Here is a 14103-nt window from a genome sequence, read left to right on the forward strand (position 1 = left end):
TCTGTGAAATATGAGTGGCTCTATTTAAACGAATTCAGAACGGTAGCCGAGCTGTACCAAGGGCTGGAAAAATACTTCCAGTTCTACAATACTGAAAGGCTACATCAATCACTGAACTATAAAACACCTCAGGCAATACACTTTGGCTGAGGACTTCAACAACAGTCGGAACATAACTTAAAAAGTGGATCTTGTGGTCTAGACAATGGGGTCCACCATAGAGGGCTGACATCCTGCATCTCTTCAAGGAAGGCTGACAGGTCATCGTTCTCCGTTGTCTTGCTCATAAAGAATTAATCACTGATATAAACGGTCAATCAGGGGGAGGTCAGCCACCGGTTCAGTGGCTGAAGCAGGGAGACCAGTCTTTCCAGACCGGTTCAAGCCCTTTTCTGCGAATGGCCTCAGCAACCGCCTCAGGACGGCGGTTGTCGTCAATGGCAAACTGCTCCAGGTCTTCGTTACCGAGAATATTATCATCAGCGTAACCCCCGGGGTGAGTGCTGGAGTAAGCGCTCATGGTGGTGACGCCCAGAGGTAGAACATTGTCCCGGAACTGGGCAGACTCACGGGTGGACAGGGATATTTCGGCTTCGGGCTTGAACAGGCGGTAGGCGCAGATCAGCTGCACCAGTTGCCGGTCAGTGATTACGGAAACTGGCTGGAATTCGCCTTCACAGGGGCGCAACCTTGGAAAGGAGATGGAGTAGCGGGTTTGCCAGTAGGTTTTTTCCAGGTAGTCCAGGTGTGCAGCTACCAGGGCAGAGTCGGTTCGCCAGTCTTCCAGTCCGATCAGGGCGCCAACCCCGATTTTGTCGATACCAGCACGTCCCAGGCGGTCAGCGGTTTCAAGCCGGTAGTTAAAGTCCATCTTGCTGCCCCGCAGGTGATACTTTTCATAGGCTGGACGGTTGTAGGTTTCCTGATATACCAGCACGGCATCCAGGCCCACCTCCATCAGGCTTTCGTAGTCAGCCTGGTCCAGGGGCTGAACCTCAATACTGATGTGGGAGAAATGAGGCCGGATGCGTTCCATCACTTTGCGGATATAGTCGACCCCTACCGTTCCCGGTGCTTCGCCAGTGACCAGCAGGATATGGTCAAAGCCCATCTGTTTGATGGCCGCGATTTCCCGGTCCAGCTCATCCATGTTGAGGGTTTTGCGCCGGATTTTGTTGCCTAGACTGAAGCCGCAATAGGTGCAGATGTTGGTGCACTTATTGGACAGGTAAAGGGGAATATAAAGCTGCAGGGTATTACCGAACCTCTGCCGGGTAAGTTGCATGCTTTTCCGGGCCATGGCTTCCAGATAAGGCTCGGCGGCAGGAGAGATCAGGGCCAGGAACTGGTCATGGTTCAAGCGCGGACTCTGCAGTGCACTTTCCACATCCCAGGCGTTTTTACTGGTAATGGACAGTTTCAGTTCATCCCAGTTTATCCCGTCAAGCTGCTCAACAAATGACATTAGAGATCATCCAGAAATGCGGTCAATGGGCTGCTGGCCTGGGCCTGCAGTGAGCGGCCACCCAGGCCTGCCTCGAATGCACGACGTCCGGCAATGACTGCTTCCCTGAACGCGGTGGCCATGGCTACCGGGTTGCCGGCTACAGCGATGGCAGAGTTAACCAGAACAGCGTCGGCACCGATTTCCATGGCCTGTGCCGCATCAGAGGGGCTGCCAATGCCGGCATCCACCACAACCGGTACTGAGCTCTGCTCAATGATGATCTCAAGAAACTCTCTGGTTCTCAGTCCGAGGTTACTGCCAATGGGAGCGCCCAGAGGCATGACGGCGGCGGCCCCAGCCTCTTCCAAGCGTTTGCAGAGAACCGGGTCAGCATGCACGTAAGGCAGAACGGTAAACCCCATCCGGGTCAGTTGCTCACAGGCTTTGAGGGTTTCCACAGGGTCGGGCAGAAGGTACTTGGGGTCCGGGTGGATCTCAAGTTTGAGGAAATGGGTGCTCAGGGCTTCTCTGGCCAGCTGTGCCGCATAGACGGCTTCTTCAGCATTCCGGGCTCCTGATGTGTTGGGCAGTAGATGCAGGTCGTGTTCCTGCTGTTCCCTGATATTAAGAAGAGGGGCGAGGATGTTGTCCTGTTGTTCGTTCAGGTCAATTCGCTTCAGTGCCATCGTAACCAGTTCACTGCCCGAGGCCAGGATGGCTTCGGCCATAACGGTGCTGTTACTGAACTTTCCGGTACCTGTGAACAGTCGTGAAGAAAACGTTTTATCTGCAATTTTCAGCATGCCAGCCTTGTGGTTCCTGAGTCGATATTCTTTGATTTGTCCGGGTTCCCCGAGGGAGGGAAAGCCATTGAAAGTGGATAGCGTAAGGGTGTCGTGTGACACGCTGCCGGGCGCATAGATACGAAAGCCTGGCCTTGCTTTATCGCTGATTCTGCCATTGCCTGGTCTGCCTGCCAGAGCCCGGATAAGAGAATTCAGCCGCCTGCTGTTGCCCGGATCAAGGTGATTTCGTCCCCCTCGTTCAGGGAGTGGCTTGTCCAGTGTGATCGGCGGATGATCTTCCGGTTGACCGCCAGGGCAACGCCTTGTTCCAGGTGGTTAAGCTTTTCCAGCAGCTCTTTCAGGTTCAGGGCGCCTTCAAGAGTGACGGGTTGATTATTGACCTTGATCTGCATGGCGTTCCAGCTGTCAGTCCTTTTTACAAAGGCCCTGATTTTAAAGAAACGCCATGGCACTTGGCAATGGGATTCAAAGCTTTGATCGTCAAGTTGATAACCGCTTTCTGTTCTTGCTGATTTATTGCTCGTTCTGGTGGGGAGAGTAGTTTGACCGGGTGATTAAACACTTTCTTGCTATTAAGCGCTGTTTGAGTCCCTGTTTGTCTCGGAGAGGGCGCAAACTGTTATTTCTTCCATAAGAGCTGTTTGTAACAGGATAAGGGGTGTTTCTCTGGAAAGTATTTTGCCAGGGCCGCCGTTTTGCCTGTTCAAAGGGGGTTCAAACCGCTAAAATCAGCTGTTTTTCTTTTGTTGCTCATCTGTCATTGGGAACCCCATGGAGAATCTGGATAACACTCTTGATACGCTCGTGGCCAGCGCCCTCAGCGCTGTGGAAGCCGCGACCGACGCCGCCGGTCTGGACGATATCCGTGTCCGATTTCTTGGCAAGAAGGGCGAATTGACCTCCCTGCTCAAGGCGCTGGGCAAACTGTCTCCTGAAGAGAGGCCCAGAGCCGGTGGACTGATTAACAAGGGCAAGCAACAGGTTCAGGAAGCCATCAACCAGAAAAAGACGGTGATGGAGCAGCAGGCCCTGAATGCCCGACTGGACAGTGAGGCCATTGATGTCACGCTGGCAGGCCGGGGGCAGGATCTGGGAACCGTGCACCCCATTACCCGGACCATGGAACGAATCACCGATTACTTCGGGCGTATCGGTTTTACCGTGGAACAGGGACCGGAGATCGAAGACGATTACCATAACTTTGAGGCCCTCAATATTCCCGGCCATCATCCGGCCCGGGCCATGCACGACACCTTTTACTTTGATGAGTCCACGGTGCTGAGAACCCATACCTCTCCGGTTCAGGTCCGCACCATGGAGCGATTTGTCAAAAACAATGAGAAGCCCCCCATTGCCATCGTCTGTCCGGGCAAAGTGTACCGCTGCGATTCCGACCAGACTCACAGCCCGATGTTCCACCAGGTAGAAGGCCTTTATGTGGCTGAGAAGGTGAGTTTTGCGGACCTGAAAAGTGTACTCAGTGACTTCCTGAGGGTGTTCTTTGAGCGGGATGACCTGCAGGTGCGTTTCCGGCCTTCTTACTTCCCCTTCACTGAGCCCTCTGCGGAAGTGGATATTGAGTGGGGCCGGAATGAAGACGGTTCCATCAAGTGGCTGGAGGTTCTGGGCTGCGGCATGGTTCACCCGGAAGTGTTCCGCTATTCCGGTATTGACCCTGAGAAATACACGGGCTTTGCCTTTGGTATGGGTGTAGAGCGTTTTGCCATGCTGCGCTATGGCGTCAATGACCTGCGCCAGTTTTTTGAGAATGACCTGCGGTTTCTGAATCAGTTCCGCTGAGCAGGCCGTTATCAATATCAACATTCTCAAATTGGACAGCAGGATTGAGTAAATAACATGAAATTCAGTGAAAAATGGTTGCGCCAGTGGGTCAATATCGACGCTGGCACCCAGGAGCTGGTGGATCGTATCACCATGGCCGGCCTGGAAGTGGACGGTGTTGAAGCCGTGGCCGGTGCCTTCAGTGGTGTGGTGGTTGGCGAGATTGTTGCCTGTGAACAGCACCCGGATGCGGACAAACTCAGGGTGACCCAGGTCAGTACAGGGAGTGAAGCCTTTCAGGTGGTGTGCGGTGCGCCCAATGCCCGTGTCGGGATTAAAGTGCCCTTTGCCACGGTAGGCGCAGTGCTTCCGGGTAACTTTAAAATCAAGAAGGCCAAGCTTCGCGGTGTTGAGTCTTTTGGCATGCTCTGTGCCGAGGAAGAACTGGGCATGGCCGAATCCTCTGATGGGTTGATGGAGTTGCCTGCGGATGCTTCTGTTGGCCAGGACATCCGGGAATACCTGGACCTGGACGACAAAATCATTGATGTGGATCTGACGCCTAACCGGGGAGACTGCCTGGGGATCGCCGGTCTGGCCCGTGAAGTCAGTGCCAACTTCCTGGCCGATGTGACAGAAGAGGTGGTTGATGAGGTGGCTCCAGCCATTGATGACACCTTTGCCGTCAAGGTTGAAGCCAGGGCTGGATGCCCCCGTTACGTTGGGCGGGTCATCCGTAATGTGGATGTTTCCCGGGCGGCTCCTCTGTGGCTGGTAGAACGCCTGCGTCGTTCAGGTATTCGCTCCATTGATCCGGTGGTGGATGTGACCAACTACGTCATGCTGGAGCTGGGACAACCCATGCACGGCTTTGACCTGGACACGCTGTCCGGTTCTATTGTAGTTCGCATGGCCAGGGCGGAAGAGAAGTTGACCCTGCTGGACGGCCAGGAAGTGACCCTGAACCAACAGACCCTGGTGATTGCGGATGAAACCAAGGCTCTTGCCATTGCCGGCGTGATGGGCGGCGAGGGCTCCGGAGTCAATGCCGGCACCCGGAATATTTTCCTGGAAAGTGCTTTCTTTGATCCCATTACCATTGCCGGTAAAGCCCGGTCTTACGGTCTGCACACCGACTCTTCCCACCGCTTTGAACGGGGTGTGGATTTCCAGCTGCAGAAGAAAGCCATTGAGCGGGCCACCGCCCTGATTCTCGATATCTGTGGTGGTGAGCCCGGCCCGGTTTCAGAAGTGGCCAGCGATGAGCATCTCCCAGAGCTGCGCCAGGTTCAGTTGAGGGCTGACAAGGTGGAGTCCCTGCTGGGCATGGCCATTGAGCATGACCATATTGAAGCCCTGCTGACCCGCCTAGGGCTGGGACTCGAAAACACTGGAGAAGGGCAGTGGACGGTTTCTGTACCCAGCTGGCGCTTTGACATCGCCATTGAAGAAGATCTGGTGGAGGAGCTGGGCCGGATTTATGGCTACAACAACCTTCCGGAGACCATTCCCACTGCCATGCTTAAAATGAAGCAGGTGGATGAGGCTCAGGTTCAGGAATCCGACCTGCGTCGTGTGTTGACGGCCCGGGGTTACCAGGAAGCGGTTTCTTTCAGCTTTATTGACCCGGAACTGCACAAGCGGTTTGATCCAAAGCGTGAGCCGGTGGCCCTGGCGAACCCCATTGCCAGTGACCTGTCGGTGATGCGCACCACCTTGCTGCCGGGCCTGGTGAAAACCGCTGCCTACAACCTGAATCGCCAGCAAAGCCGCGTTCGACTGTTTGAAACGGGCCTGACGTTTGTCAAGGAAGGCGAGACCCTGACCCAGGCTCCGATGCTGGCTGCTCTGATCACGGGAGACCGTTATCCTGAGGGCTGGCAGGTTAAGTCCGAGCCTGTGGACTTCTTTGATCTGAAAGGGGATTTTGAGGCCCTGCTCAACCTTGGTCAGGCTGCGGATGAATTCCGTTTTGATAAAGGCAGCCATCCCGCCATGCATCCCGGGCAGTGTGCACAGGTCAGTCGTGATGGCCGGGTGATCGGTCATATGGGCGCTATCCACCCTTCATTGGCAAAAGCCCTGGCAGTGCCTGAGGCGGTTTACCTGGTGGAAGTCAGTCTGTCGGAATTGATCAAGGGCCAGGTAACGGACTTTGAGCCGCTGTCGAAATTCCCGGAAGTGCGTCGTGATCTGGCATTTATTGTCCAGCAGTCAGTGCCTTCCGGTCATCTTGAGCAGGTGATCCGGGAAGAGGCAGGAGAGTTGCTGCGCGACCTGCGTACCTTTGATGTCTATTCCGGCAAAGGGGTTGAAGAGGGACACAAGAGTCTGGCCATAGGCTTGACCTTGCAGCATCCTTCACGCACTCTAAAGGATGACGAGGTAAACCCACTGGTCGACCGGGTTGTCAGTCGTCTGGAGCAGGAGTTCAACGCCAGTTTACGGCAGTAGATAAGTAGAAAACCATGGCAGTTGTTGCTACCCCTCTTAACCTTGGGGTAAGTGACTGCCATGGTGACAACAACAAAGGGGATTTGTTCATGGGAGCCCTGACGAAAGCGGATATGGCTGAACGCTTGAATGAGGAACTGGGTCTTAACAAACGTGAGGCCAAGGAACTGGTTGAGCAGTTTTTCGAGCAGATCCGCCTGTCGCTGGAGAGTAACGAGCAGGTAAAGCTGTCCGGTTTTGGCAATTTTGATCTGCGCGATAAAAAGCAGAGGCCGGGGCGTAACCCCAAAACCGGGGAAGAAATTCCCATCAGCCCGCGTCGAGTTGTGACGTTCAGGCCGGGTCAGAAACTCAAGGCAAGAGTGGAAACCTATGCAGGACATGGAACTCAGGACGGTTGATCTTCCCGTTATTCCAGGAAAACGCTACTTCACCATTGGTGAGGTCAGTCAATTATGCGGTGTTAAATCCCACGTATTACGTTATTGGGAGCAGGAGTTCCCGCAGCTCTCACCGGTTCGCCGGGGCAACCGGCGATACTACCGGCGACAGGATGTGATTCTGATCCGCCAGATTCGCAGCCTGCTTTACGACCAGAGATTCACCATTGACGGTGCCCGCAGCCAGCTCAAAGGTGTGGTGCAAAAGCAGGACAAGTCCCAGTACCGTCAACTAATCCGCCAGACCATTGCTGAGCTGGAGGATGTGATTGATACCCTGGATGGTATTCCATAGTCAGCCACCCTTGTCTTGATGGCTTATCCAGAACGAGTAGGTGGGCGATGGCCTGTTTGCTGGCTCTCTGCCTTTTGAATAAGTGCTTTCAGGTCTATTTCGGGTTGTATCGAGTGCCCGGACTGGCTCTGCAACTCTTTCAATTCGATAATCAGCCTCTGGAGCTGGACTTTCCCTTTGAGCTTTTCAATATCCTTCATTACCTCGTCAGCAGAGCGGTATTGACCGCTTTTAACTGCTGAAAGAATGCTGCCTGTGGTGACTGTGACCGGCTTTCTCTGAGCTGTGTACATTATTGGAGCATCACCAGTAGCATCGGTTCCCGGAGCAGAGGAGTGGGTGCTGTTGGTTGAGGTGTTGGTATGGGCTGGAGAGGCCAGTTGTCTGGTAAATAACAGCAAGTCATCAGGGATATCATTGAAAGCCACTGTATCCTTGTTTAGAGCCGCGTCATTCTTCATAAAGGCTTTCAGGTTTTCCTGATTTAATAGACTTAGCTTGAACTGGAGCTCGTCTGTCATTGTCTGCCAGTTCTGTCCTGAGATCGATTGAAGGTAGTCATGAAGCCTTGAAAGCTGGGTGCCTTGAACCGTGCTGTATATCTCTTCATGATCATCATTAATGACAGGTTGACCTTCACTGCCTTCAGCTCCCTTTTTTGAGGTGTCCTGGCTGGTTTCTGATAAGCCTGCCTGCTTTTCCAGCTCTTTGAACAGGCTCTCATCTGGCATTGGAAAGGGGCTATTGTTCAAGCTGTCTCGAATTTGTCCTATCACCTTTGAGTAAGTGTCTGGCTGGTATTTTTCCAGAAAATGGAGCAGACACATGCTTCCGAAGTCGGTAAAAAGATCCAGGGAGCAGTCTTCCACATGGGCTTGCTGAACCGTTCCAGATTTTATTCCTTTGAGAAGAGGGAGGATGGCCTTCAGGTCGTGCTCTTTACTCTCTTCACTCTCTGTTTCTTTAACCTGCCCAGTGGAGGCTTCTGTATTGTCTGGCGTTTCAGGCTCAACTGGCGTTGTGATCTCTGGGGAAGGGGTGATCTGTCGGGTGTTGATGGGTTGCCCGAAGGGTTGCTCCCCTATTTTTCCTGAAAAATAGCTGTATACCCGGGGAATTCGTCCTCCAAAGCTGAATACCGCTCTACAGAGCTTAAGGGCAAAGACCTTAGCCTGACTTTTCCTGGGTTGTGGTGGGTGTTGGCCTTTCGACTGGATTGGTGGCTGGTCTACAGGCCCCATTTTTCTGCCCTCCGGTGTGCTGATTCAGTTCCTTTCCTATGTGCTATTGGCCGGGACTGGCATAACTTTATACATAAGTTCAACAGCCCCTAGGGCTTGATGGAAAAATCGAAAACACAGGAGCCCCGATAGTTGCCACTCATCAGGGGCGTGCTTGAACTGTCTGTGCCAACAGAAAGAATTATGTCGTTGGAGTCGCTGATGATATCGTCGCTCACTTGGTAAAGCATTTCCCGGGTCAATGTTACAGGGCTGTTGTACCTGAGTGCTTGCAGGCTCTCCTTAGTTCCAATATTGAATTTGACGGGTATTGATAGGCCTTTTTCATAGTCGGTCAGGTTTGATGGAGTTAAAAGAGTCACTTCAACATCCCTGTAAATGTTTGACTTGAAATTCAGGACAATATTTCTGGTTTCCAGGCCTGTATGGTTTGAGTTCACCTTGAGGTTGATCGGGGCATCCCATGCACCGGAGGTGTTGATCACGTCAAGGCTTCTATCAAGAAAGGCATTGACCGTAACCCGCTGGGTGGCAGCCTGGGCTTCAAAACACAGGTATGCTGTGAAAATGAAGATGAAGGACCTCAGGGTATATGTTTTCATGAGCTGTGCCTGACAGTGTTATTTTGGTACATAAGTACCCCTTATCCACGGTTGTTTTTGGTGAAGCCAGCTGCGGTGATGCCGGTTAAGTCTGTTTATCGACATTGATATAAAAGTTGCTGCTGTAATTGCCGGGTATCTTTTCATTCTTGTTGAACACATCGGTCTTTATCTGAATATCAAATCGTTTGCATGTTCCGCCATTTGGGGCTGGGGACAGTGGCAGGTGATTGATGTTCAGTGTTTTCGTTCTCCCCTGGCAGAATCGGGTATTGCTGGCACTGCAGTTGCCCGCCCCGGTCAAGCCCAGTGTCTGTGACTCGATGACATACTCGATTACCCGCCTGGACTTTTCTGTGGAGCTGGCGGTGTTGGTTAACTGGAATTTAGAAAAATCCCTTGATAATGAGTTTTCCGAGATATAGGGTGCATCGCTCACAATAAAAAAATCAAGGGAGCTGTAGTCATCTGTTTCAAGGCAAAAGTCTATTGTTCCTTCACCATACTGGGTGTCCACGCCGGTACTGTGAAAAAAGACCGGGAGCTGATTGCCCTGAATGGCATGCAAAGTGGTGGACTGTAATGGCTGGCCTCCATTATGCCTGGTTACGGTGATGTTTAAGGTCAAATCAGCGATAAACACCAACTGGTGATGGTGCCAGGTTTGAGCCGTCATGGTGATATTGGAAGCAACGTAGTAACCGTCCGGAACATTCTTAAAGCTGTCTCTGACCAAATCGAAAATAAGTTGTCGTCTGCTATTCGCACTTGAGGATACGCCGGAATTACAGGAATACCAGCGAGCGCCATTCGAGATATTACAGGCAAGTTCAACGGTGTACAGGTTGCCGGTATCCTGATTAACAATCGGGATGTGCAATATATGTCTCCCATAAGGGTTCGCCCATTGAGGCGCTGTTGCATCAAAATTACTGATAACTCTTGTCGGCACCTGCGTGTTAAACATTCCGGCCCCACCATGGCCATAACCGCTACAATAACCGTCGTTGTCCTCTTGCAAGCAGTATATTGACTCGGGAGTCCACTGGGCTACACGCTGCCTCCCGGCTTCATCCGGATCGATGACATTGTTACTGTATGTTACATACAGGACGTCGCCCCTGGTGGCAGCGGCACTGGACAGATTGCTGATCAGCAGAAGCATTGAGAAGATCAGGGTGCGTATCATCATGATGCCAGCAGCTCCCCGGCGTCATCGTATAGCTTGTAATCGGAGAATTTGCACGGCTCTGGCAGTGTGAAAGACTGGTCCGGATACACCCGGAATGTTTTTTTCTCATCAGCTTTGCAGCTGCTCTCCACCGAAATTCTGATATTTCCCGTGTTGCTGATGGTCTTCGGGTGATTGGGCAGTCGGATGTTTTGGTACTGGTAAACGGGGTTCTCAGGCAAAACTCTTACCAGCATGCCATAAGATACTTTGATGGTAACACCGGTATTGAATTCAGCAGAGGGTATAAAGCGGACGCGATAGAGTTTTTCCTTTTTTATGTTCTTGTTCTCGCCAATCAGTAGCCTTACCTGTTTTGTGGCCCCTGGAAGAAGGCTGAATCGTTTGGGGAAGGCAGTGAACACAAGCCCATCGCTATTATCCACCGGTAACTCTTTTTCGGCCTTTGTGGCAGGGTTAATGATTTCATGGATAGCCACGGATACGTATTCCGTAAACTTTTCAGCATTGGTGACCTTGACAGGCCTTTTCATTACCTGGTCAGCGGTATCGTAAATGCTCATGGGGGTTACGGAAATGGCCATGGCACTGGTGGATAAGAACCAAGTCATCAAACAGGGCAGTAACTTATTCACAATGCAGTCTCCCTAGGCTGTAATACATATTGGAATAGTTGTCTTTCAGATCAAAGTCGCAATGGTGCTGTATACCAGAGCTCGCTTCAACAAGAGTGATCATCTGGTCTTTGATGACCTGGTCAGTGTTGCACATCATTTCAAAATTAAAATCAATTCTGTCAGTGAGGCGGCACCCTTCTGCTGTAAATTCTTTCATGGTCCCGTTATATAGGTAGTTAACAACGATGGGTTTCATAAAATCAAAACTCACTGTTTTAATATCACCCATAAACAGGTTCAGCTCTTGTTCCTTCAGGAATACAGAGGTAATGCCCGTAGAGGAGAGGTCATCGCCATCAATTCGAAGTCGGTACTTTCCTGGGTTGATGGGAACAAATACTGTTTTTCCTGTCTCAACTTTGGATTCAATATAATGGCGGCTGCCATTCAAACCAATAACTGCCTGACTGCCGGCTGGGATGTTACGCAAATCGAAAATAACCCCAGTCATGGATTTTATTGAGTTTTGGGACCGCAGGCTGTAACTTTTGTCATTAACCGCAGCCATGTACTCATGGTCTATATTGACAGCGAGCTTCTCACTGAAGCTGGCAGTTGAAGATATTCTTCCGTAAGGAGTTTTGATTGAGCCAAACAGAGAAGAGCTGTATCGGGTATGTTCTTCCGAGTTGTTGGCATAGACCCTTCCTGTTAAGTGGTAATTGGATGCGTTGGTACTGAATCCAAGGTTGCCAGAGTATTGTCTGGCATTTCGAGAGTCGCTCTGGTTTTCGCTAAAAGATGCCCCTGAAGAGACAGAGCTGCGTCCAAAATTATACGACAGATTTAGACCGATATAATAACTGCTGGCATTCTTACGCTCACCCCCACCCCCACTGTAGTGCTTACGCTCGAGGCTGGCGTTAAGGCTCAGGAATATTTTTTTCAGAATGGATGTTGACTTGCTCAGGGAAAAGCGATTCGTTTGATAGCCATCAGAGGGCCGGAGAAAATAATGATCACTAAAGGAATACACTCCACGAATATTCATTGGAAATGTATAAGCAATGCTGGCGGTCAAATTCCGGCTGGTCTTTCTGGAAAACAAACTGACTTCAGGAACGGCATTTTTAGTGTTTTGTTGTCGGGATAAATCCTGATGCCATTGTTTCTCATGGGTATTAACGGAGTAAAAAGAGCTGGATAAGCTCATTCTGTCCAGAAGTTCAACATTAAAGGCTGCACCGTATCCGGTATCCTGTCTGCTGGTAAATGCGGCAAAAAGATCCACTCCCCAGTTGTTTCCGTCATAGGCATAGGACAACTCCTGGCCAGACATGTTCAGGTCATAGATATAGGAAGCATCCAGCCCCAGGCTGCCCCAGGAGCGAATCCAATTGGTCCTGATGCCGAAGTAGGGGTGATACTTATGGCGCATTAGGGTTCTGCCAACCATGGCTTTGGCAAAAAAGGCCTTTTCTGAAGGCCTGAAGGCGCTTTTCTTAAAGTACTGTATGACCTCTTTATCCGTAGAACCGTCGTTGTATTGCCGGTTAACCTCTATCAGGTTGATTCCAGAATCCAGAAGCCGGTCATCAATTTGATTGAACCCGGGCGATAGCTGGGTCTTGACTATTTTTCGGCCATTGGCATAAAGGGTGGCTATGGAGTAGTCCCTTGAGTAGATCTGTATGGTGTTCCCGGAACTGCTGATTCTATATTCATGATCAAAAAGGCTGAAGTTGTAGACCTCAAGCCCCTGAAAAGCACCGTATTTCAGGAGGTCAGGGCTTTGAAATGTGCCTGAAGGGTCGTTGTAGCTGTAGTTTTCAAGGTGACTCAAGGCAAGCTGAATGCCTTTTACCGGCTTAAGAGCATAAGTCAATTGCCTGGTATCAAAAGGCTTGTTCCGTGAAGTATTGAGGTCGTATTCAAAAAACAGCATGCCATACCGGCTTTTATAGTTATCCCGGGCGCGAACGGTCAGTGACGTTTTCTCATCATTTCGGTCAAGTGAGGCATAATGCCAGTGAGTCAGCCCCCTGGTTAACCCGTAGGTGTATTCTTTGTCTGCTCCGAAATGGATGACTGACAGGCTGATTTGTCCTTCTGTAAGGGCGACCCCAAAGGAAGAATGGGGTAATTTTACACTGGTGTTTAGCTCAACACCGGCCATCAGCTTTTCGTTCAACTTTAAAAGGTCGCTTTTGCTGAGCAGGCCAGAGAACGCCTCATGCGAAAGTTGTTCCTCAAAGGTTATGGTGTTGTTTTTGATTTTGACATTGGCCAGAAAGCCATTGTTATTGTTCACTACGACATAATAGGGCTCAAATTCAAATTCACTGACCCTGAACCAATCCGGTGCATGTACTGAGACTTTATCATTGACTGTGCCATTGTGGGTTTCTCGAGTGTCGGTTCTGTTGTTTTTTATATCATGTTTTTTTTTGTAATCCTCAAGAATAGTCTTATCAAAAGATTCACCATCAATGATCAGGCCGGGAAAATGTTGCGTTATAAATGCGTTAATGGATGATACAGGCTTTTTTTCAATCTGTGCTATGCACTCTGCAAACTGAGTAGTGGTGTTATATTCAAAACATTGTGCGTATGCGCCGGTATCAATCATACTTCACATATCCTGTTAGTGAATCAGGAATAGCAGCACTAATTGTTCCTGGTGGAGAATTAGTGCGGCTATTAAGAGTACTTATAGGATTAGGTACTTATGATTTTTAATCAGGGCGCAATAGAAAAATCAAATTCAAACTGTCCTTCATAAGTACCACCAACAAGCTTGGTACTTGACTCAGGAGTACTGATGGAAAGAATGATGTCCTTGAATCCGGTTATCGTACTTTCATTTTTGTTATAGAGGTCAGTTTTGCTCAGGGTGGTTTTAACATTTTGTGTTAGGTCAACCAGGCTACCTGTCTTTCCAATCTTGAAGACCAATGGAATGGAGCTACCCTCCCGGGCGGTCAGCTTTGGTGTACTGCGAAGCGTTACCTCAACGTCTTTATCATCTGATGAATGGAAGTTAAGTGTCAGGTTTTTGGTGATCAGGCCGGTTCCTGCTGAATTGACTTTAAGTGCGATATATAGTGGACCCCAAAAACTGGACCACTGGCTAAGTTAAGTTTTTCGACTGTATGATGCCCTTTCAAGGAGGGGAAAATGACAGTCAGAAAAAGGAAGCGTCATGCACCTGAATTCAAAGCTCAGGT

At 50.4% G+C, this 14103-nt stretch carries 13 protein-coding genes; 5 read left to right on the forward strand and 8 right to left on the reverse strand.

Annotated elements, in window-relative coordinates; genetic code table 11:
- Nucleotides 1-3: 3 nt before the first annotated feature.
- Nucleotides 4-150, forward strand: coding sequence for an integrase core domain-containing protein (locus ACNRUY_RS23060; protein WP_488110674.1), 147 nt, complete (start codon nt 4-6; stop codon nt 148-150).
- Between the two features lie 190 nt (nt 151-340).
- On the opposite strand, the gene thiH is transcribed toward ACNRUY_RS23060, so the two are convergent.
- The 3 genes from thiH to thiS form a co-directional block, all read right to left on the reverse strand.
- Nucleotides 341-1465, reverse strand: a complete 1125-nt coding sequence (gene thiH, locus ACNRUY_RS23065) for a 2-iminoacetate synthase ThiH (protein WP_488114016.1) — start codon at nt 1463-1465, stop codon at nt 341-343.
- The gene (locus tag ACNRUY_RS23070) at nt 1465-2250 is read right to left on the reverse strand and encodes a thiazole synthase (protein ID WP_488114017.1); all 786 of its coding nucleotides are present in this window, start codon (nt 2248-2250) and stop codon (nt 1465-1467) included. Before ACNRUY_RS23070 ends, thiH begins: the two co-directional genes overlap by 1 nt.
- A 194-nt stretch (nt 2251-2444) precedes the next feature.
- On the reverse strand, nt 2445-2645 hold the full coding sequence (gene thiS / locus ACNRUY_RS23075) for a sulfur carrier protein ThiS (protein WP_488114018.1): 201 nt from the start codon (nt 2643-2645) through the stop codon (nt 2445-2447).
- A 379-nt stretch (nt 2646-3024) separates the two neighbouring features.
- Between thiS and pheS the strand changes: the two genes are divergently transcribed.
- From pheS to ACNRUY_RS23095, 4 genes are all read left to right on the forward strand, one after another.
- Nucleotides 3025-4053 (forward strand): phenylalanine--tRNA ligase subunit alpha, encoded by a 1029-nt coding sequence (gene pheS / locus ACNRUY_RS23080; protein ID WP_488114019.1) that lies wholly within the window; start codon nt 3025-3027, stop codon nt 4051-4053.
- A gap of 57 nt (nt 4054-4110) precedes the next feature.
- Nucleotides 4111-6489, forward strand: a complete 2379-nt coding sequence (pheT, locus tag ACNRUY_RS23085) for a phenylalanine--tRNA ligase subunit beta (protein WP_488114020.1) — start codon at nt 4111-4113, stop codon at nt 6487-6489.
- Nucleotides 6490-6578: 89 nt separating this feature from the next.
- Nucleotides 6579-6890, forward strand: coding sequence for an integration host factor subunit alpha (gene ihfA / locus ACNRUY_RS23090; RefSeq protein WP_488114027.1), 312 nt, complete (start codon nt 6579-6581; stop codon nt 6888-6890).
- Entirely contained in the window at nt 6871-7224 is a 354-nt protein-coding gene (locus ACNRUY_RS23095) for a MerR family transcriptional regulator (protein WP_488114021.1), read from the forward strand. Before ihfA ends, ACNRUY_RS23095 begins: the two co-directional genes overlap by 20 nt.
- A gap of 23 nt (nt 7225-7247) precedes the next feature.
- On the opposite strand, the gene ACNRUY_RS23100 is transcribed toward ACNRUY_RS23095, so the two are convergent.
- From ACNRUY_RS23100 to ACNRUY_RS23120, 5 genes are all read right to left on the reverse strand, one after another.
- Nucleotides 7248-8465, reverse strand: coding sequence for a hypothetical protein (locus ACNRUY_RS23100; RefSeq protein WP_488114022.1), 1218 nt, complete (start codon nt 8463-8465; stop codon nt 7248-7250).
- 89 nt (nt 8466-8554) lie between these two features.
- Complete coding sequence (locus ACNRUY_RS23105; protein WP_488114023.1) at nt 8555-9067, reverse strand: hypothetical protein; 513 nt, start codon at nt 9065-9067, stop codon at nt 8555-8557.
- Between the two features lie 85 nt (nt 9068-9152).
- A complete protein-coding gene (locus ACNRUY_RS23110; protein ID WP_488114024.1) occupies nt 9153-10259 on the reverse strand; it encodes a hypothetical protein in 1107 nt (368 codons plus the stop codon).
- On the reverse strand, nt 10256-10894 hold the full coding sequence (locus ACNRUY_RS23115) for a hypothetical protein (protein WP_488114025.1): 639 nt from the start codon (nt 10892-10894) through the stop codon (nt 10256-10258). The genes ACNRUY_RS23110 and ACNRUY_RS23115 overlap by 4 nt, the downstream gene beginning before the upstream one ends.
- Nucleotides 10887-13505, reverse strand: a complete 2619-nt coding sequence (locus tag ACNRUY_RS23120; RefSeq protein ID WP_488114026.1) for a hypothetical protein — start codon at nt 13503-13505, stop codon at nt 10887-10889. The genes ACNRUY_RS23115 and ACNRUY_RS23120 overlap by 8 nt, the downstream gene beginning before the upstream one ends.
- Between the last annotated feature and the right edge of the window lie 598 nt (nt 13506-14103).

Source organism: Endozoicomonas sp. Z74 (assembly GCF_057680865.1).